The organism is Leifsonia sp. LS1, from assembly GCF_020521355.1.
Taxonomy (GTDB): Bacteria; Actinomycetota; Actinomycetes; order Actinomycetales; family Microbacteriaceae; genus Leifsonia.
In genome coordinates, this window is record NZ_BPER01000004.1 from 82996 (window position 1) to 99667 (window position 16672).

Here is a 16672-nt window from a genome sequence, read left to right on the forward strand (position 1 = left end):
GAAGGTTCTGCCTGTGCACGCGATCGGGATCGACATCGGAGGCACGAAGATCGCGGGGGCCGTCGTCGACGAGCTCGGGGTCATCGTGCGCGAGGACCGTGTCCCGACCGATGCGACCAGCCCGGCGGAGATCGAGAACGCTGTGGTCGAGATGATCGAGCGCCTCTCCGACGGTCCGGAGGAGATCGCGGGCGCCGGTGTCGCGGCCGCCGGATTCATCGACGCCGCGCAGTCGACCGTCTACTACGCCCCGAACATCAACTGGCGCCACGAGCCGTTCCGGGAGAAGCTCGAGAAGCGCATCGACCTGCCCGTCCTCATCGAGAACGATGCGAACGCTGCGGGATGGGCAGAGTTCCGCTTCGGCGCGGGCCGCCTCGTCAGCGATATGGTCATCCTCACTATCGGCACGGGGGTCGGCGGGGCGATCGTCAGCAACGACCGCCTCTTCCGCGGCGGCTTCGGCGCCGGCGCCGAGATCGGCCACATGCGCGTGGTGCCCGGCGGCCTGCCCTGCGGCTGCGGTGCGCACGGCTGCATCGAGCAGTACGGATCGGGCCGCGCACTGCAGCGGATGGCGAACGAGCTTGCCGACGCGGGCGGCATCGGCCAGGCCCTCGCCGACGTGCGCGCACGCACCGGGACCCTCAGCGGCAGTGACATCTCGACCCTGATCATGGCGGGGGACCCCGGCGCCCTCGCCGCGCTCCGCCAGCTCGGCGACTGGCTGGGACAGGCCTGCGCGAGCCTGGGCGCCATCCTCGACCCGCAGCTCTTCGTGTTCGGCGGCGGGGTCGCCCAGGCCGGCGAGCTGCTGCTCGAGCCGATCCGCCTGGCGTACCTCGAGAACCTCCCGGCCCGCGGGTACCACCCCGAGCCCGAGTTCAAGATCGCCGAGCTCGTGAACGACGCGGGTGTCGTCGGCGCGGCGGATCTCGCCCGCGTGCACGCCTCCCTCTGACGCCGGACGGGGGCTAGGCTGCAGAGCGATGTTCTACTGGCTGATGAAATACGTGGTGGTCGGACCCGTCCTGCGCGGGATCTTCCGGCCGTGGGTGGTCGGTCTCGACAACATCCCCGCCGGTGGGGCCGTCATCCTCGCCAGCAATCACCTCTCGTTCATCGACTCGGTCTTCCTGCCGCTCATCGTCGACCGGCACGTCTCGTTCCTCGCCAAGAGCGACTACTTCACGCGCAAGGGGCTGAAGGGATGGGCGACCAAGACCTTCATGAAGGCGACGGGGCAGCTGCCCATCGACCGCTCCGGCGGCAAAGCGTCGGAGGCATCGCTCAACACCGGTCTCGCGGTGCTGGCCCGGGGTGAGATCCTCGGCATCTACCCGGAGGGGACGCGCAGCCCCGACGGCAAGCTCTATCGCGGACGCACCGGCGTCGCCCGGATGATCCTGGAGGCCGGCGTGCCGGTCGTCCCGGTCGCGATGGTCGATACCGCCGACATCATGCCGATCGGCACGCGCGTCCCGAAGATCGGCCGCATCGGCATCATCATCGGCGAGCCGCTCGATTTCTCCCGCTTCGACGGCATGGAGGGCGACCGTTTCATCCTCCGCTCCGTCACGGACGAGATCATGTACGAGCTGCACGCGCTCGGAGCGCAGGAATACGTCGACGTGTATGCGAGCACGGTCAAGGAGAAGCGGGCCTCGCTCTCCCGCTGATCGTCACATTCGACCCGCGATGGCCCCGCGGTCACGCTCTCACTGCGCGGCACGGTAGGCTCGGTATCCACCAATCCCACCGGCGCGGCCGAGTGCGGCGCGCCCCCGAATGAGCGGAAGACCAGTGCTACAGACCACAGATCCCGTCGTGCGACCAGACGAGTCCGTGATCGAGGGCCTGGACTATTGGCGCACCCTCGAGATCAAGCAGCAGCCGACCTGGCCGGATGCGGAGGCCGCTGCCGCCGCCTCCGCCGAGATCGCCACCCTGCCGCCGCTCGTGTTCGCGGGAGAGGTCGACCAGCTGCGCTCGCGTCTGGCGCGCGCCGCCGAGGGCAACGCGTTCCTGCTGCAGGGCGGGGACTGTGCCGAGACCTTCGCCGGAGCGACCGCCGACCAGATCCGCAACCGGGTGAAGACGGTCCTGCAGATGGCCGTCGTCCTCACCTACGGCGCCTCCGTCCCCGTCATCAAGATGGGGCGGATGGCCGGACAGTTCGCCAAGCCGCGCTCGAGCGACACCGAGACCCGCGGCGGCGTCACGTTGCCGGCCTACCGGGGCGACATCGTCAACGGCTACGACTTCACCCCCGAATCGCGGCAGGCCGACCCGCGCCGCCTCGTCCAGGGCTACCACACGGCGGCGTCCACGCTGAACCTGATCCGCGCGTTCACGCAGGGCGGTTTCGCCGACCTGCGCGAGGTGCACAGCTGGAACAGGGGCTTCGCCGCCAATCCGGCGAACCAGCGGTACGAGGGCCTGGCGCGCGACATCGACAAGGCGATCAAGTTCATGGAGGCGGCGGGCGCCGATTTCGATGAGCTCAAGCGCGTCGAGTTCTACGCCAGCCACGAGGCGCTGCTGATGGACTACGAGCGGCCGATGACGCGCATCGACTCGCGCACGGGGACGCCGTACAACACCTCCGCTCACTTCGTGTGGATCGGGGAGCGTACGCGGGAGCTCGACGGCGCGCACGTCGACTTCCTCTCCCGAGTCCGCAACCCGATCGGCGTCAAGCTCGGTCCGACGACCACGCCGGACACGATGCTGCGCCTGATCGACAAGCTGGACCCGGAGCGCGAGCCCGGTCGCCTGACCTTCATCACGCGGATGGGCGCGGGCAAGATCCGTGACGCGCTCCCGCCGCTGCTGGAGGCCATCAAGGGCGCGGACGCGCTGCCGCTGTGGGTCACCGACCCGATGCACGGCAACGGCCTGACCACGCCCAACGGCTACAAGACCCGTCGCTTCGACGATGTGGTCGACGAGGTCAAGGGCTTCTTCGAGGCGCACCGCGCGGCCGGCACCAACCCGGGCGGCATCCACGTCGAGCTCACCGGTGACGACGTCACCGAGTGCCTCGGCGGTTCCGAGCACATCGACGAGGAGACCCTCGCCACGCGCTACGAGTCGCTGTGCGACCCGCGACTGAACCACATGCAGTCGCTGGAGCTGGCGTTCCTCGTCGCGGAGGAGCTCGGCAACGCCTGACGCACGCCACGGAAGAGCCCCCGCCGTCCTCGGACGACGGGGGCTCTTCCGTGGAGCGGGCGACGGGCTAGAAGCCCGCGAAGTTCACCGTGATCGTGGACCCCTTCGGAGCCTGCTCTCCCGCCGCCGGAGAGATCTTCGAGACCACGAACGCGGCAGGCGCGACATCGGCGATCGGGCTGTACTTCAGCTGGAAGCCGGCGTCCTGCAGAGCCTTCTTCGCGACATCCCAGGTCTTGCCGACCACGTCGGGCACCGGGATGGGCTCCGGTCCCTTCGAGGTCTCGAGCAGGAGCGTGTCGCCCGGCTTCACCACGTCGCTCTGCGGGTGGGCGGCGATGACGTCGCCCTTCTCGACCGTGTCGCTGTAGCTCTGGGGGCCCTCGCCGACCTTGAGGTTGACCTTCGCGAGCGTGGCGGTGGCGTCGTCCACCGACTTGCCTGCGACGTCCGGGATCGGGCCGACCGAGACCACCAGGTCGACCGTCGCCGCCTCGAAGTAGTCTCCGCCGCCGGAGAGGTCGCGGCCGTCGAGGGCACCCGACGCCGAGATGACCGTGCCGGACGGGACCTTCCCGTCGAACTGCTCGGCGACCGCACCCACGTGCGCCTTCTTGCCCGTGATCTCGGCCTTGGCCTGGTCGAGGGTCGTGCCGGCGAGTGCGCCGAGCGTGATGGGCGCCGGGCCCTGCGAGATCCGGACCGTCACCAGGCTGCCGCGGGCAGCGGATGCCCCCTCTCCCGGATCCGTGCTCGAGACGAGGCCCTTCTGCACCGTCGTGCTGTACTCCGGTGCTTGCTTGGTCTGGAAGCCCAGCTCCTTCAGCTGTGCCGCGGCGGCGTCCGGAGCGACATTCACGAGCTTCGGGACCTGGACGAGCGAGCCGGGACCCGAGCCGAAGTACCAGCCGGTGCCTCCAGCGACACCCGCGAGGAGGATGATCAGCGCGAACAGCCACCACCCCTTGCCGCGACGGCGCTTGGCGGCCGCGGTGAGGGCGTCGGCGGAGCTCGGCGTGTTGGCCGCCACCTGCTGACGGATGGCCGGGTTGATGATCTGGGTGTCGCCCTCGTCGGCTGCGTACGCCGGAGGCAGGACCATCGTCGGCTGCAGCACCGCCTCGCCGCGGAGGGACTTCTCGGCCTCGAACAGCCGGTCGAGCATCTCCCGGGCGTCGGCGGGGCGTCGATCCGGGTCCTTCTCGGTGGCCCAGAGGACGAGCTCGTCCAGCTCGGCGGGGACCGCCTGGTTCTTGCTGCTGGGAGCCGGCACCGCGTCGTTCGCGTGCTGGTAGGCGATCTGCATCGGCTGCTCGCCCTGAAACGGCTGCTCGCCGGTCAGCATCTCGAACATCATGATGCCGAGCGCATAGATGTCGCTGCGCGCGTCAGCGACCCCGCGCGTCACGAGCTCGGGGGAGAGATAGGCGATGGTGCCGAGAAGCGCCTGCCCGGTGGCGGTGTTCGCACTCGCCGCCCGCGCGAGGCCGAAGTCGCCGATCTTGATGCGGCCGTCGTCGGCCAGCAGGACGTTCTCGGGCTTGAGATCGCGGTGCACGATGCCGGCCTTGTGCGCGGCGGCGAGGCCGCTGAGCACGGCCTCCATGATGTCGATCGTCTGCTCGGGGGTGAGCTTGCCGTAATCCTTGAGCAGATCGCGCAGCGTGATGCCGGGAAGGTACTCCATGACCAGGTAGGCCATGTCGGAGTCCTGACCCTGGTCGAAGACGTTGACGACGTTGGGGTGCGCCAAGCGCGCCGCCGACCGGGCCTCCTGCACGAACCGGCTCTTGAACGTGCTGTCGTCGGCGAGGTGGCCGTGCATCACCTTGATCGCGACCCGTCGCTCCAGGCGCAGATCGGTGGCGAGGTAGACGGTCGCCATGCCGCCTCGGGCGATCCGCGAGCGCACCTGGTATCGGCCGTCGATGAGACGGCCGATCAAGGGGTCGGTCTGGCTCGTGGTCACGGAACGAGTCTAGGGAACGGCAGGTGCGTGGACCCTGCAAAACACCGGTGTGCGCTCGGGCCGTGATGCGCCTGTGACCTTCTGCGGGCCACCCGGGTCAGCCCAGCTGGGCGAGCCAGGCGCGAGCGGAGGTCTCCCACGTGGCATAGGCGTCCGGGAACGCCGAGATCTGGACGGCTTGCGCCGCCTGGGTGACGGTCATCGACGTCCAGCCGGGGATGTCGAGGAGGCCGCGGGTGCGCCCGGGGTTGGGGTTGTTCGCGCCGCCGAAGAAGGCGCGGGTCGCCCGCTCGGGGTCGAGCACCTGGTCGGCCGTGCCCCAGCCCGTGCTGGGACGCTGCTGGAACAGGCCGAAGGAATCCCGGTCCCCGTAGCGCACGTTGCGCAGCCCCGACTCCTGGGCGGCGGCGGCCAGGGCGATGACGATCCCCTGATCGCTCACGCCCTCCTGGCGTCCGATGCGGACGATGAGGGCCGCGTTGCCGCGCATCTCGTCGGTGAGGGCGACCACCTGGCCTGCGGCGGCCGCGGGGAGCGGCGCCGGAGCGGCGACCGGCGCAGGCGCAGGCGCAGGCGGCTTCGGAGTGACGGCGGCGGCGGTCGTCATGCCTGGAATGGTGATCTGCTGCCCGGGGAAGATCAGACTCGAGCCGCTGAGTCCGTTCGCACTGAGCACCGACGCCGTCGAGACCCCGAAACGGCCGGCGATCCGGCTGATCGTGTCGCCCGAGACCACCGAGTACTTCGTGACGGCCGGTGCGGCGGGTCCCGGAGCCGACGGGGCAGGAGCCGAGGCGGCCGCCCCGGTGAGCGCGAGCACCTGGCCGGGGAAGATCAGGCTCTTCCAGCTCAGCCCGTTGAGGGCGAGGAGGCTCGCGGTCGAGACCCCGAAGCGCGACGCGATGCCGCTGACGGTGTCGCCCGACACGACGGTGTAGCTGCTCGGCACGCCCGCGAACGCCGTGAGCGGTGCGGAGGTCGTCGTGCCGGCGGAGGCCGGCGCCATCCGGGTCGATCCCGTCGTCGGGGCCTTCTCACGGGGCTGTTCGGCCGTCCGCGGCGGGGCGGCCTGCGCCGGTGTGACGAGGTTGAGGGTCACGGCGATCGAACTCGCGACCGCGATGGGCACGGTGCCGAGGATCGAGCGGGCCCAGTGGCGGACGGGCTCGTGCGTAGCGGCTTCGTCGTCTCGTACGGACATCGGACCCCCCTTTCGAGTGACACACTGGTGCCCACGCTGACACAGAATGCGGAGGGAGTCAACCAGAGTGACGGATGTGAAAGCAGTTTACCTGATCGTAACAATCGGCCCCGCTCACGTCGCGGCTCCGGACGTGGCACGCTTGATGGCGTGAACGAGCGAGTCCAGGCCACCGAGTGGCTGACCATCCCCGACCTCGTCGATCAGCTGGGCATCGGTGTCAGCCGCGTGCGCCGCCTGATCGAGGACCGCCACCTGGCCGCGAAGCGCGTCGATGGCGTGATCAAGGTGCCGGCGGCGTTCCTGCGTGACGGCGAGCCCATCGCTGAGCTGCACGGCACGCTGGTCGTCCTCTCCGACGCCGGCTTCGGCGACGAGGAGGCCGTCGACTGGATGTTGGAGGAGGAGGAGTCGCTCGGCACGTCGCCGATCGAAGCACTACGCAACGGCCGCAAGGCCGAGGTGCGGCGGGTGGCCCAGGCGCTCGCCTGAGCGGCTCGTTCAGGCCGCGCGTCGGGTGACGGCCACGGCGAGGTCGCGCAGCTGTGCCTTCGCCTGCTCGCCGATCGGCGCCGCCGCGAGGGCGGCTAGGGCGCGCTCGACGTTGCGGGCGATCATCTGCTCCACGGCGTCGACGGCCCCCGACTCGCGGATGGTCGACTGAAGCATGCTGATCTGCTGCTCCGTCAGGTCCGGGTCGCCGAGCAGCTCGTCGAGGGTGGCGCGCACGCCCGATGGCACCGCGTCGCGGGTCAGGGCGACCAGGACGGTGCGCTTGCCCTCGCGGAGGTCGTCTCCGCTCGGCTTGCCGGTGACGGCGGCGTCCCCGAAGACGCCGAGCAAGTCGTCGCGCAGCTGATAGGCGATCCCCAGTGGGAGGCCGAAGCCGCGCAGGGCGTCGAGCTGGCCGACGGTCGCGCCCGCGAGGCTCGCCCCGATGAGGAGGGGCGACTCGATGCTGTACTTCGCCGATTTGTAGACGATGACGCGTTCGGCACGAGCGAGCTGATCGGCGTCCGGGCGCCCTTCCCAGCCGATCTCCTCGAAGATGTCGAGGTACTGCCCGGCCGTGACGTCGATGCGCATGCGGTTGAACTCGGCTCGCGCCGCCCGCCGCGCCGACGGGCTGACGGCCTGCGTGAGTCCCTCGTCGAAGAGCTCGTCGCTCAGGATGAGGAGCAGATCGCCGAGCAGGGTCGCAGCGCCGTGGCCGAACGACTCCCCGTCACCACGCCAGTGCTCGTCGTCGTGCAGCCGCTCGAAGCGGCGGTGGGCCGAGGGCGCGCCGCGGCGGGTGTCCGAGTTGTCGATGAGGTCGTCGTGCACCAGGGCCGCCGCGTGGAAGAGCTCGAGGGCGCTCGCCACGGACACCACGGCGTCGAGCGGGCCACCGGTCGTGACGGGGGCGTCGTCGCTCTCGCCGCCCGCTGTTCGCACCGCCTGCCAGCCCCAGAAGCAGAACAGTGCACGGAAACGCTTGCCGCCGCTGAGAAAATCCCTTGAGAACGCCGCGATCGGCGAGAGTTCCTCCGCGATCGAGACGAGAATAGATGCACGGACATCGAAGAATCCATCGATTCTGGACTGGATCAGGTCGACGAATCGGATGCTTTCAGACACACTCCTAGCCTAGTCAAAGGCGCACGGCTACAATCAGCCACACAAGCCTTGAACCCGTGAGAAAGAGGGGGAAACGGATGCCGCTTTCGGAGCACGAGCAGCGCCTCCTCGAAGAGATGGAGCGCAGCCTCTATCAGAACGACGCAGACTTCGTCGCGAAGGTCGGCGGCAAGCGGGTGCGACCCGCGTACCGGTCGATCGTCCTCGGGATCCTGATCGCCGTCGTCGGCGTCGGTGTCCTGGTCACGGGCGTCTTCGTCCAGCAGCCCATCGTGGGCATCCTGGGCTTCGTCGTGATGTTCGCCGGCGTGCTGCTGGCGATCGCTCCGGGCAAGCGCGTCGCGATCGATCCCGACGCCCCGGCTGCGCCGACCAGCGCCAAGGCGCCGCGCGGTGGCCAGACCGGTTTCATGGACAAGCTCAACGACCGCTGGGACAAGCGCCAGGACGGGCAGGGCTAGCCCCTCCACTTCGCACCACCACCAAGGCCGATCCGTGGGATCGGCCTTTTTTCGTGCCTGTTTTCCTCCCCGCAGGTGTCAACTTCCTCCACTTTCCTCCACCGCCCAGATCCGCGTAATTTCGGGGCCAAAACACCCCTATTCGGGCCAATATTCCCGTATCGCGTGATTTTGTGGATGGAAGTGGAGTAAAGTGGAGGCGCACCACAACCTTGGGTCGGAAGAGTGGGGAGGCGTCCGATGTTCCTCGGTACCCATGCCCCCAAGCTCGACGAGAAGGGGCGCATCATCCTGCCGGCCAAGTTCCGGGACGAGCTCGCGTCCGGACTCGTCCTGACCCGCGGCCAGGAGCACTGCGTGTACGTCTTCAGCCAGCGCGAGTTCGAGGCGCTGCACGAGAAGATCCGCCAGGCGCCGGTGACGAGCAAGCAGGCCCGCGACTACCTGCGCGTCTTCCTCTCGGGGGCGAGCGCGGAGGTGCCGGACAAGCAGAACCGGGTGACCATCCCGCAGACGCTGCGCTCGTACGCGGGACTCGACCGCGACCTGGTCGTGATCGGTGCGGGCAGCCGTGCCGAGATCTGGGACGCCCAGGCCTGGGAGACCTACCTGGCGGAGCAGGAATCCACATTCGCAGAGACCGACGAGGAGGTGATCCCGGGGCTGTTCTAGCGCCTGGCGCCGGACTCCCAGCCATACGCCCTGACGCACCTTCCCCGGTGTCAGGTCGGAATGGATGGGGATCCGGACTCAGGGGCGCGGGCCCTCGAAACGATGAGCGAGTCGACGGAGAACGACAGGATCCACACCCCGGTCCTCCTGGAGCGATGCATCGAGCTGCTGGGCCCGGCGCTCGAGCGGCCGGGCGCGGTGTTCGTGGACGCCACCCTGGGCATGGGCGGGCACTCCGCCGGCGTGCTGGAGCGGTTCCCGGGAGCGACGCTGGTCGGGCTCGACCGCGACCCCGAGGCGCTCGCCATCGCGGGGGAGCGCCTGGCGCGCTTCGGCGACCGCGTGCACCTGGTCCACACGGTCTACGACGGCGTCCGGGAGGCCCTCGACGGCCTCGGCATCGAGGAGGCCGACGGCGTGCTGTTCGACCTCGGCGTCTCGTCGCTGCAGCTCGACCGCGTGGAGCGCGGGTTCTCGTACTCGAAGGACGCTCCGCTCGACATGCGCATGGACGGCACGAGCGAGCTCACCGCCGAGGTCATCCTGCGGGAGTACCCGGAGGCCGACCTGCGCCGGATCTTCCGCGAGTACGGGGAGGAGAAGCTCGCTGCCCGCTACGCCCAGAAGATCGTCGAGGCGCGTGAGCAGGCGCCGTTCGTCCGTTCGGGCCAGCTCGTCGACGTGATCACCAGGGCGACACCCGTGGCGGTCCAGCGGCAGGGCCACCCCGCCAAGCGGGTGTTCCAGGCGCTGCGGATCGAGGTCAACCAGGAGCTCGCGGTGCTGCAGCGCGCGATCCCCGCCGCCATCGACACGCTGCGCGTCGGCGGCCGCATCGTCGTCGAGTCCTACCAGTCCCTGGAGGACCGCATCGTGAAGCGCGAGCTGCAGACGCGGTCGGTCTCCAGTGCGCCTCCCGGACTGCCGGTGGAGCTGCCCGAGCACAAGCCGGAACTGAGACTGCTGATCCGCGGCGCCGAGCTCGCGGACGACGACGAGAAGGCCGCGAACCCGAGGGCGACCCCGGTGCGCCTGCGCGCGGCCGAACGGGTGAGGAGGGCCTCGTGAGCACGAGTCTGGCCGAGTCGACCGCACGCCGCCGTCCCGCGGCCTCCTGGCCCGAGGGGGTGCTGCCCGCTCCCGCCGAGCAGGAGCGTCGCGGGCATCTGGAGGTCGTCTCCTCCCGGTCGCAGCGCCGCGCCCGGCCGCGCGCACTCTACGCGGTGGTGGCGGTGGGCACCCTCCTGGTCATCGTGGTCGCGCAGCTGCTGCTGAGCATCGCGATCTCGCAGGGCGCCTACACGCTCAACGGCCTGCAGGCGACGCAGACCAGCCTGCAGCGCTCGTTGCAGGCCGCCTCGGAGGACCTCACACGCGTGTCGTCGCCCCAGAACCTCGCGGCCAACGCCAATGCGCTCGGGATGGTCAGCAACAGCAATCCGGCTTACCTGCGTCTCTCCGACGGTGCCGTGCTCGGCGCCCCGATCGCGGCGAACGGCGCTGCGGGAACGGTCACCGGCGGCCAGGGCAACCTGGTCCCGAACTCGCTCCTCGCCGGTGTCGGCGTCGTGAACGCGCAGGGCCAGCCGACCGCTACGACGCAAACTGGGAATTCCGCAAGCGCGGGAGCGGCGACCCCGCCGACCACCCCGCCGACCGTACCGTTGCAGGGAGCGCTGCCGACGCCGGTGACGCACTGACGACGGGACGGACGCGGGCATGACCAGCAAGAAGATGTTGCGGCGCCGGACCGCGGTGACGGTCGCGGCCGTCGCTGTGACGGTCGGCATCCTCGGCGCGAAGCTCGTTGACATCCAGGTGGTGCGGGCGGACGCGCTGCAGGCCCAGTCCGTTGACGCCAAGGAGCGGTCGACCACGCTCTACGGCAACCGCGGCGACATCGTCGACGACGACGGCACCGTGCTGGCGACGACGATCTACAAGTACACTGCGGCCGCGTCTCCCTCGGACGCGGTCGCCGGCACCGACGGCCACAAGAAGATGGAGGAGGCCGCGGCCAAGATCGGCGCGATCACGGGTCAGGGCACGGAGGCCGTCGTGAAGCTGTTCGACGACGCCCTCGCGCAGAACCCCAAGTCGAAGTACGTGCTCATCAAGTCCGGAATGGACGTGGGGACGTTCGACAAGCTCAACAAGCTCCCGTACGCGTGGCTCACCTTCACCAAGGACCAGACCCGCAGCTACCCGAACGGCGCGGTCGCCGGGAACCTGCTCGGCTACATGTCCGACTCCGGCAACGGCGGCCTCGAGGACAGCGAGAACGGCTGCCTCGCCGGCCGGAACGGCACGGAGACCTACCAGCAGGGTGCGGACGGCGTCGCGATCCCGGGCAGCACCGTCGTGCAGAAGCAGGCGAAGGACGGCGGCACGCTCAAACTGACCATCGACAGCGACCTCGAATGGTTCGCCACGCAGACGCTGGCCCAGCAGGTGCAGGCCACCGGCTCGAAGTTCGGCTTCGTCACGGTCGCGGAGGCGAAGACCGGCAAGATCAAGGCCGTCGCCCAGTGGCCGGCAGCGGACCCGAACAACCTCGACGGGACGGATCCGTCGTACTGGAACCTGCTCCCGCTGACGACCCCGTACGAGCCCGGTTCGACCTTCAAGGCGCTCACCGCCGCGATGCTGCTCGATCAGGGCAAGGCCAGCCCGACGTCGCAGGTTCTGGCACCGTACGAATGGAAGTCCGGCAACGGCGCCGATCTGCACGATTCCGGCTATCACGCCCCGCTGCGGTTGACCCTCACCGGCGTGCTGATGATGTCGTCGAACACCGGCATGTCGCAGCTGGGTCGCGCGCTGCCCGACCAGACCCGCTACGACTACCTCAAGAAGTTCGGCATCGGCGACTCCACAGGGCTGCCGTATCCCGGCGAGTCCGACGGCCTGCTGCATCCGGTGTCGGAGTGGGACGACCAGACCAAGTACGCGACGATGTTCGGCCAGGGAGTCTCGGCGACCCAGCTCCAGATGGTCGGCGCGTACCAGGCGCTCGCGAACGGAGGGGCGCGCATCCCGCTCTCCCTGGTCGAGAGCTGCACCGACGCGGACGGCAAGGTCACCGACGTCCCCTCGGGCGCGGCCACCCAGGTCGTCTCCGCGGACGCGGCGAGCACCACCCTCGGCATGATGGAGTCGGTGGTCACCAAGGGAGAGCTCGCCAAGCAGCTCCAGATCCCCGGCTACCGCGTCGCCGCGAAGACCGGAACGGCCCAGCAGCCGGACGGCAAGGGCGGCTACCTCCCGTCGTACTACGTCTCGGTCATGGGCGTCGCCCCGGTGGACGACCCCCAGTACGTCGTTTCGGTCAACCTCGGATACCCGACTACCATTACTTCGTCGGCAGCAGCCGCTCCGCTGTTCCACACGATCATGAGCCAGGTGCTGAAGACCTACCGGGTGAAGCCGTCGACGACCAGCCCGGCCGACTACCCTCCGTACTACTGAAAGTGAGCCCCGTGACAGGACCGGCGCCCTCCTCTCTGCGCCCCGAGCATCCCGTCGCCCGCCCGCTCGCCCAGCTGGTAGCGGAGTTCGGGTTGGACTGCCGAGGTGATCTCGACGCCGTCGAGGTCACCGGCGCGGCCCTCGCGAGCTCCGCCGTCGAGCCCGGCGACCTCTACGTCGGTGTGCCCGGCCGCAACGTGCACGGTGCGAGCTACGCGGAGGCCGCCGCCGAGGCCGGGGCCGTCGCCGTGCTGACCGACGAGGCGGGAGCCGAGCTGGCGTCCGCCTCGGGGCTGCCGGTCATCGTCACCCCGGACCCGCGTGCCGCCCTCGGGGCCGTCGCCGCGTGGATCTACCGCACGGACGAGAATCAGGCGACACTGTTCGGCGTCACCGGGACCAACGGCAAGACGAGCGTCGTCTACCTGCTCTACGCGATCCTCGGCCAGCTCGGCGTCGTCGCGGGGCTCAGCTCGACGGCCGAGCGCCGGATCGGTGATCAGGCGATCACGAGCAAGCTCACCACGCCGGAGGCGAGCGAGCTCCACGCGCTGCTCGCCCGGATGCGCGAGGAGGGCGTCCGCGCCGTCGCGCTTGAGGTGTCCGCTCAGGCGCTCAGCCGCCACCGCGTCGACGGGATCGAGTTCGACGTCGTCGGGTTCACGAACCTCAGCCACGACCACCTCGACGACTACACTGCGATGGACGACTACTTCGAGGCCAAGCTCGAGCTGTTCCAGCCGGACCGTGCCCGTCGCGGCGTCGTCACGGTCGACTCCGACTGGGGTCGTGCGCTGGTGGAGCAGTCGCGCATCCCCGTGACCACCCTCGCCAGCGCGCCCGGCTCCGACGCCGACTGGACCCTGTCCGTCCTCGGCGAGTCGCTCTCCGACACGGCGTTCGCGCTCGAGGGTCCGGAAGGCCGTCGCATCGAGACCTCCGTTCCGCTGGTGGGCGCGTACAACGCCTCCAACGCGGCCCTGGCGATCGTGATGCTCGTCGAGTCGGGCTACGACCTCGACGCGATCGGCGCGGCGCTCGATCGCGACGGAGGGATCGACACCTATATCCCCGGTCGCACCGAGCGCCTGTCCGGTGACCGCGGACCGGTCGTCTTCATCGACTACGGTCACACGCCCGACGCCTTCCTCTCCACGCTCACGGCCCTCCGCAAGGTCACGGCCGGTCGCATCGTCATGGTCTTCGGCGCCGACGGCGACCGCGACACCACGAAGCGCGCCGACATGGGGGCCATCGCCGCGCGCGGCGCGGACGCGGTCGTGATCACCGACTTCCACCCGCGCTGGGAGGACCCGGCCGCGATCCGTCAGGCGCTCCTCGACGGCGCGCGGTCCGCCGTCCCGGACGGCGAGCTGTACGAGGTTCCGGACCCGCGCGCCGCGTTCCGCACGGCACTCTCGCTCGCCGGCGAGGGCGACGTCGTGCTGTACGCCGGCCCCGGGCACGAGGACTACCAGGAGGTCGCGGGCCAGCGCCTGCCGTACTCCGCGCGCGAAGACGCCCGTCTCGCCCTTCGAGAGGCCGGGTGGCTCTGATGATCGCGCTCACCCTCGCCGAGGTCGCCGCGGCGACTCGCGGCACCCTGCTGCTCGACGGCGCCGCCGTCGCGGGCGTCCCCGCCACTGCCGAGACCGTGGTCGACGGCCTGTCGACCACCGACTCGCGCGAGGTCGTCCCCGGAACCATCTTCTTCGCCAAGCCGGGCGAGTTCACCGACGGACATCTGTTCGCTCCGCAGGCCGCGGAGGCGGGAGCCGCCCTCGTCGTCGTGGACCACCCGCTCGACCTCGCGGTGCCGCAACTGCTCGTCGAGGACACCGTCGTCGCGCTCGGCGACCTCGCCACCGAGGTGATCGCCCGGGTGCGCGCCCTCGGTCGCCTGAAGATCGTCGGCGTCACCGGCTCGAACGGCAAGACCACCACCAAGAACCTCCTCCGCGAGATCCTGGAGCAGGTCGGTCCGACCATCGCCCCGCGCGCCTCGTTCAACAACGAGGTCGGGGCGCCGGTCACGATGCTCGAGGTCACGGAGGAGACGCAGTTCCTCGTCGCCGAGATGGGCGCGAGCGGCATAGGTGAGATCGCCCGTCTCGTGCGCATGGCGCGCCCCGACATCGGGATCGTCCTCAAAGTCGGCCTCGCGCACGCCGGGGAGTTCGGCGGCATCGAGCGGACGCTCGCGGCGAAGACCGAGATGGTCAGCGACCTGCTCGAGTCCGACGTCGCGGTGCTCAACCTCGACGATCCGCGCGTCGCCTCCATGGCAGACAAGACGGTCGCCCGCGTACTCTGGTTCGGTTTGGACGACCGGGCGGCCGTGCGCGCGACCGGCATCGTCTCGAGCGCCGCCGGCACATCGTTCACCCTCCACCTCCCGGATGGCTCCGAGCGCGAGGTGCATTTCCGTGTGCTCGGCGAGCATCACGTCATGAACGCGCTCGCGGCCGCCGGGGCGGCGCACACCCTCGACGTGGACATCGACGCGATCGTCACCGGTCTGCAGGCCGTGACGCGCGCCGAGCGCTGGCGCATGGAGGTCATGGGCGGTGCGCGCGGCGTCACCGTCATCAACGACGCCTACAACGCCAGCCCCGACTCCATGTCCGCCGCCCTCAAGACGCTCGCGCAGATCGCCGAGCCCGGGGCGCGCACGGTGGCCGTGCTCGGCGAGATGAGCGAGCTGGGCGAGTTCTCGGGGGAGGAGCACGACCGCATCGGTCTGCTGGCCGTGCGGCTCGGCATCGGCCAGCTCGTCGTGGTCGGCCCCTCCGCCCGGCGGATGCACATCTCGGCGATCAACGAAGGCTCCTGGGACGGCGAGTCCCTCTACTTCGACACGCAGGACGACGCGTACGCCCACCTGGCCGGCGCGCTCCGCGAGGGCGACACCGTGCTCGTGAAGTCCTCCAACTCCGCGGGGCTGCGCTTCCTCGGCGACCGACTGGGAGAATTGTTCTCGTGAGAGCCCTGCTGACCTCCGGTGCGCTGTCGATGGCGTTCTCGCTCTTCCTGACGCCGCTGTTCATCCGCCTGTTCCGCCGCCTCCAGTGGGGGCAGTTCATCCGCGACGACGGCCCGCAGAGCCACCACGCCAAGCGCGGCACCGCCACCATGGGCGGCATCGTCGTCATCCTGGGCACCCTCTTCGGCTACTTCACTGCGCTGCTGCTCACGGGCGACGAGACCAGCGTCTCCGCCCTGCTCGTGCTGTTCCTCATGGTCGGCCTGGGCGTCGTCGGTTTCGTCGACGACTTCCTCAAGACCCGGCGCGAGCGCAGCCTCGGCCTCACCGGCTGGGCCAAAGTGGCCGGGCAGGTCATCGTCGCGACCGTGTGGGCGTTCCTGGCCATCTCGTTCCCGAACGGCAACGACGAGACCCCGGCGTCGATGAACGTCTCGTTCATCCGCGACCTGCCGATCGATTTCGGCCATCTCACGCAGTTCGGCGCGATCGGCATCGTCGTCGGCTACGGCCTGTACCTGATCTGGATCAACTTCATCGTCGCCGCGACGTCCAATGGCGTGAACGTCACCGACGGCCTCGACGGACTCGCGTCGGGCGCCTCGATCCTCGCGATCGGCGCGTACATCATCATCGGCTTCTGGCAGTCGATCCAGTCGTGCGCGAACTCCAATCTCAATCCCGAGAACGTGGCCAAGTGCTACGAGGTACGGGATCCGTTCGATCTCGCGATCGTCGCGACGGCCATCGTCGGAGCCGTGGTCGGCTTCCTCTGGTGGAACACCTCCCCGGCCCAGATCTTCCTCGGCGACACCGGCTCGCTCGCGCTCGGCGGCGCGGTCGCGGCCCTCGCGATCCTCAGCCACACCGAGCTCCTGCTCGTGCTCATCGGCGGCTTGTTCGTCATCGAGGCCGGATCGGTGATCGTCCAGCGGGCGTACTTCAAGCTGACGCACGGCAAGCGCATCTTCCTGATGAGCCCCATCCATCATCACTTCGAGCTCAAGGGCTGGGCGGAGGTCACGGTCGTCGTGCGCTTCTGGATCATCGGCGGCCTGCTCGTCGCCGCCGGCGTCGGCTCGTTCTATCTCGAGTGGCTGGCGACGTGAGCGTCGGGGAGCGAC

General features: G+C 69.7%; 15 protein-coding genes. 12 read left to right on the forward strand and 3 right to left on the reverse strand.

Features of this window, described 5'->3' with window-relative positions; translation table 11 throughout:
• Window positions 1-13: 13 nt before the first annotated feature.
• From LLS1_RS08705 to LLS1_RS08715, 3 genes are all read left to right on the forward strand, one after another.
• Complete coding sequence (locus LLS1_RS08705) at window positions 14-961, forward strand: ROK family glucokinase (protein ID WP_223357079.1); 948 nt, start codon at window positions 14-16, stop codon at window positions 959-961.
• A gap of 28 nt (window positions 962-989) precedes the next feature.
• Window positions 990-1679 carry a 1-acyl-sn-glycerol-3-phosphate acyltransferase gene (locus tag LLS1_RS08710; protein ID WP_226654796.1) on the forward strand — a complete coding sequence of 230 codons (690 nt, stop codon included), beginning with the start codon at window positions 990-992 and terminating at the stop codon, window positions 1677-1679.
• Between the two features lie 109 nt (window positions 1680-1788).
• On the forward strand, window positions 1789-3174 hold the full coding sequence (locus LLS1_RS08715) for a class II 3-deoxy-7-phosphoheptulonate synthase (protein ID WP_223357068.1): 1386 nt from the start codon (window positions 1789-1791) through the stop codon (window positions 3172-3174).
• Window positions 3175-3241: 67 nt separating this feature from the next.
• Here LLS1_RS08715 and pknB read toward each other — a convergent pair whose 3' ends face one another.
• Window positions 3242-5143 (reverse strand): Stk1 family PASTA domain-containing Ser/Thr kinase, encoded by a 1902-nt coding sequence (gene pknB, locus LLS1_RS08720; protein ID WP_226654798.1) that lies wholly within the window; start codon window positions 5141-5143, stop codon window positions 3242-3244.
• Between the two features lie 97 nt (window positions 5144-5240).
• The gene (locus LLS1_RS08725; protein ID WP_226654800.1) at window positions 5241-6344 is read right to left on the reverse strand and encodes a LysM peptidoglycan-binding domain-containing protein; all 1104 of its coding nucleotides are present in this window, start codon (window positions 6342-6344) and stop codon (window positions 5241-5243) included.
• A 150-nt stretch (window positions 6345-6494) separates the two neighbouring features.
• Here LLS1_RS08725 and LLS1_RS08730 point away from each other — a divergent pair, with 150 nt between their 5' ends.
• Window positions 6495-6836, forward strand: coding sequence for an Rv2175c family DNA-binding protein (locus LLS1_RS08730; protein ID WP_223357065.1), 342 nt, complete (start codon window positions 6495-6497; stop codon window positions 6834-6836).
• Window positions 6837-6845: 9 nt separating this feature from the next.
• On the opposite strand, the gene LLS1_RS08735 is transcribed toward LLS1_RS08730, so the two are convergent.
• Window positions 6846-7964: a polyprenyl synthetase family protein gene (locus LLS1_RS08735; protein ID WP_223357064.1), complete on the reverse strand. Its 1119-nt coding sequence runs from the start codon at window positions 7962-7964 to the stop codon at window positions 6846-6848.
• Window positions 7965-8041: 77 nt separating this feature from the next.
• Between LLS1_RS08735 and LLS1_RS08740 the strand changes: the two genes are divergently transcribed.
• The 8 genes from LLS1_RS08740 (at window position 8042) to mraY (ending at window position 16657) form a co-directional block, all read left to right on the forward strand.
• Window positions 8042-8425, forward strand: coding sequence for a DUF3040 domain-containing protein (locus tag LLS1_RS08740; protein ID WP_223357062.1), 384 nt, complete (start codon window positions 8042-8044; stop codon window positions 8423-8425).
• 240 nt (window positions 8426-8665) lie between these two features.
• Window positions 8666-9097 carry a division/cell wall cluster transcriptional repressor MraZ gene (gene mraZ / locus LLS1_RS08745; RefSeq protein WP_021763085.1) on the forward strand — a complete coding sequence of 144 codons (432 nt, stop codon included), beginning with the start codon at window positions 8666-8668 and terminating at the stop codon, window positions 9095-9097.
• A gap of 102 nt (window positions 9098-9199) precedes the next feature.
• Window positions 9200-10165 carry a 16S rRNA (cytosine(1402)-N(4))-methyltransferase RsmH gene (gene rsmH / locus LLS1_RS08750; protein WP_226654801.1) on the forward strand — a complete coding sequence of 322 codons (966 nt, stop codon included), beginning with the start codon at window positions 9200-9202 and terminating at the stop codon, window positions 10163-10165.
• Complete coding sequence (locus tag LLS1_RS08755; RefSeq protein WP_226654803.1) at window positions 10162-10797, forward strand: hypothetical protein; 636 nt, start codon at window positions 10162-10164, stop codon at window positions 10795-10797. Before rsmH ends, LLS1_RS08755 begins: the two co-directional genes overlap by 4 nt.
• A 19-nt stretch (window positions 10798-10816) precedes the next feature.
• Window positions 10817-12565, forward strand: coding sequence for a penicillin-binding protein 2 (locus tag LLS1_RS08760; RefSeq protein WP_223357056.1), 1749 nt, complete (start codon window positions 10817-10819; stop codon window positions 12563-12565).
• Window positions 12566-12576: 11 nt separating this feature from the next.
• The gene (locus tag LLS1_RS08765) at window positions 12577-14121 is read left to right on the forward strand and encodes a Mur ligase family protein (protein WP_226654805.1); all 1545 of its coding nucleotides are present in this window, start codon (window positions 12577-12579) and stop codon (window positions 14119-14121) included.
• On the forward strand, window positions 14121-15548 hold the full coding sequence (murF, locus tag LLS1_RS08770; protein ID WP_226655235.1) for a UDP-N-acetylmuramoyl-tripeptide--D-alanyl-D-alanine ligase: 1428 nt from the start codon (window positions 14121-14123) through the stop codon (window positions 15546-15548). The genes LLS1_RS08765 and murF overlap by 1 nt, the downstream gene beginning before the upstream one ends.
• Complete coding sequence (gene mraY, locus LLS1_RS08775; protein WP_223357053.1) at window positions 15545-16657, forward strand: phospho-N-acetylmuramoyl-pentapeptide-transferase; 1113 nt, start codon at window positions 15545-15547, stop codon at window positions 16655-16657. The genes murF and mraY overlap by 4 nt, the downstream gene beginning before the upstream one ends.
• Window positions 16658-16672: the final 15 nt, after the last annotated feature.

Excerpts from the sequence above, each read along its gene's own strand:
- LLS1_RS08710 (WP_226654796.1), top strand. The coding sequence starts at position 990 with ATGTTCTACTGGCTGATGAAATACGTGGTGGTCGGACCCGTCCTGCGC.
- LLS1_RS08715 (WP_223357068.1), top strand. The coding sequence starts at position 1,789 with ATGAGCGGAAGACCAGTGCTACAGACCACAGATCCCGTCGTGCGACCA.
- LLS1_RS08725 (WP_226654800.1), bottom strand. The coding sequence starts at position 6,344 with ATGTCCGTACGAGACGACGAAGCCGCTACGCACGAGCCCGTCCGCCAC.
- LLS1_RS08740 (WP_223357062.1), top strand. The coding sequence starts at position 8,042 with ATGCCGCTTTCGGAGCACGAGCAGCGCCTCCTCGAAGAGATGGAGCGC.
- mraZ (WP_021763085.1), top strand. The coding sequence starts at position 8,666 with ATGTTCCTCGGTACCCATGCCCCCAAGCTCGACGAGAAGGGGCGCATC.
- rsmH (WP_226654801.1), top strand. The coding sequence starts at position 9,200 with ATGAGCGAGTCGACGGAGAACGACAGGATCCACACCCCGGTCCTCCTG.
- LLS1_RS08760 (WP_223357056.1), top strand. The coding sequence starts at position 10,817 with ATGACCAGCAAGAAGATGTTGCGGCGCCGGACCGCGGTGACGGTCGCG.
- murF (WP_226655235.1), top strand. The coding sequence starts at position 14,121 with ATGATCGCGCTCACCCTCGCCGAGGTCGCCGCGGCGACTCGCGGCACC.